The sequence below is a fragment of the Bacteroides sp. AM16-13 genome (assembly GCF_003602705.1).
Lineage (GTDB): Bacteria > Bacteroidota > Bacteroidia > Bacteroidales > Bacteroidaceae > Bacteroides > Bacteroides xylanisolvens.
On sequence record NZ_QTLK01000087.1, the window covers coordinates 1 to 561 of the forward strand.

Annotated in this window: 1 pseudogene; it reads left to right on the forward strand. The window is 49.2% G+C overall.

From position 1 onward, the window contains the following. Positions 1–561, forward strand: a pseudogene (locus DW173_RS23690) (RHS repeat-associated core domain-containing protein); the annotation flags it as partial.

The following is a 561-nucleotide window of genomic DNA, read 5'->3' on the forward strand; positions in this document are numbered from 1 at the left end:
CAGACCACGTATGAAGCCTCTCCCTTGAACAGGCCGGTTGCTCAGCATGGAGCGGGCGAGGCATGGGCAGAGCATCCTGTAAGCTACCAATACATCACTCGCGATCCCCGGTCCTTTTCTTGGCTTTATTATAAAATTCCCTCCGGTAATTTCCTAGGGGTCTGCACTACCGATGAAGACGGGAATCCGGCCTATGAATTTAAAGATGGTTTAGGACGTACAATTCTGGCGGGACGCATGGACGGTTCTGAACCCTATTTCGTTTATTATCAATATAACAACCACGATGATTTGGTGAATGTTTATCCGCCCTTTGTCACTTACCCCAAAATGGATGAGCCCGAAGGACCTTTTGATACGCAGAGTAGTTATTCCTACCACTATGACTTCCTGCACCGCTGTGTTTACAAGAAACTTCCGGAGCGTGACGCCATCTATTACATTTACGATCATGGCGACCACCAGGTGCTTTCGCAGGATGGCGAGCAACGTGTCCGTGGAGAATGGGCTTTCTCCCTTAGCGATGAATTGAATCGTCCGGTACTCACGGGTATTTGCCAC